Source organism: Priestia sp. BR_2, assembly GCF_041954005.1.
Lineage (GTDB): Bacteria > Bacillota > Bacilli > Paenibacillales > Paenibacillaceae > Paenibacillus_AQ > Paenibacillus_AQ lautus_A.
Genome location: NZ_JAVFHM010000109.1, coordinates 1 through 554 on the forward strand (window position 1 = coordinate 1; position 554 = coordinate 554).

General features: G+C 37.4%; 1 protein-coding gene. It reads left to right on the forward strand.

Annotation, left to right across the window (positions count from 1 at the left end; translation table 11 throughout):
* Positions 1–57: 57 nt before the first annotated feature.
* Entirely contained in the window at positions 58–519 is a 462-nt protein-coding gene (locus tag RB298_RS03010; protein WP_486045705.1) for an HAD family hydrolase, read from the forward strand.
* Positions 520–554 lie beyond the last annotated feature (35 nt).

A 554-nucleotide genomic window follows, 5' to 3' on the forward strand; every position in this document is an offset into this window, starting at 1 on the left:
AATGGGATAGTTGAAAAAGGAGGGGAAGGTACATCTATTTCTTAAATTGTAAAATTGTTGGAAGAAGCACAAGAGAAACGTGCTCCTATTCAAAATATAGCGGATACAATAGCTAAAAAAATGGTACCTGTCTCTTTCGGGTTGGCCCTAGTTACGTTTTTCTTAACTCGAAACCTTAACAGAGCGATGAGTATGTTAGTTATTGATTTTATTTGCGGAATTAAATTATCAACGGCCACAGCTTTATACGCATCCATTGGACGTGCTGCAAAAGAAGGGGCTATTGTTAAAGGTAGTGATCATATTGAAAAGATGTCTAAACTAAATACAGTCATTCTGGATAAGACCGGAACTATTACAGAAGGAACGCCTGTGGTGCAGCAAGTAATTGCTGCTGAAGGTTTTAATCAAGAAGATGTCATTCGTTTAGCGGCAGCAGCTGAGAAGAATTCCACCCATCCTATTGCTGACGCAATTATAAACAAAGCAAAAGACTGGAACATTTTAAGTCCTAATTGAGATAATAATGATCAGGTAGAAAAAACGATAGGAAA